Consider the following 577-nt stretch of genomic DNA (forward strand, 5'->3'; position numbering starts at 1 on the left):
TTATAAGCAGAAGTTGTAACCGTTCCGGTCAGCCCTGCCATTACTTTTGTCCCTTCCGGTGCTCCGATATCCATACCATTATGAAGCTGATTTGCTCCTGATATTGGATGAATCCTGTATCCATAATAGCTGGTCACACTGGAATACCAGTTAAAATCAACCGGTGTTGCAAACATCTGCAAGTTGCCTTTTGTATCGTTGTAGGCACTGAACAGTTCTTTCTGGAAAAATCCCAACCTGTCCTGACAGATTGACATCAGGTTTCCACTATTTAAGGTGACATTCAGCACATCTACATCTCTTGTCCTGGTCACTTCCACTTCATTGCTTCCATTATCATCTGCCAGATAACATTCCCATGTTTGATGTCCATGTGCAGATGCTGCCGCATGACTGTCATAATAGACATCAAACTGTACACCGTATCTTGCGAAAGCTCCGGTATCTTCTACAGTATATTCGACACCATTCATAACTACCTTTGTTCCCATTGGTACAAACGGATTGGAAGCATCTACCGCTAAGGTATGATTGGCAGTTGGATATGCTCCACTGGCAGTCGGTCCTCCGCTCCAAA

At 44.0% G+C, this 577-nt stretch carries 1 pseudogene; it reads right to left on the reverse strand.

The window, feature by feature from the left end:
- A pseudogene (locus WMO75_RS19785) lies at positions 1 to 577 on the reverse strand (CD1108 family mobile element protein); the annotation flags it as partial.

Source organism: Blautia intestinihominis, from assembly GCF_040096655.1.
In the GTDB taxonomy this organism is placed as follows: Bacteria; Bacillota; Clostridia; order Lachnospirales; family Lachnospiraceae; genus Blautia_A; species Blautia_A intestinihominis.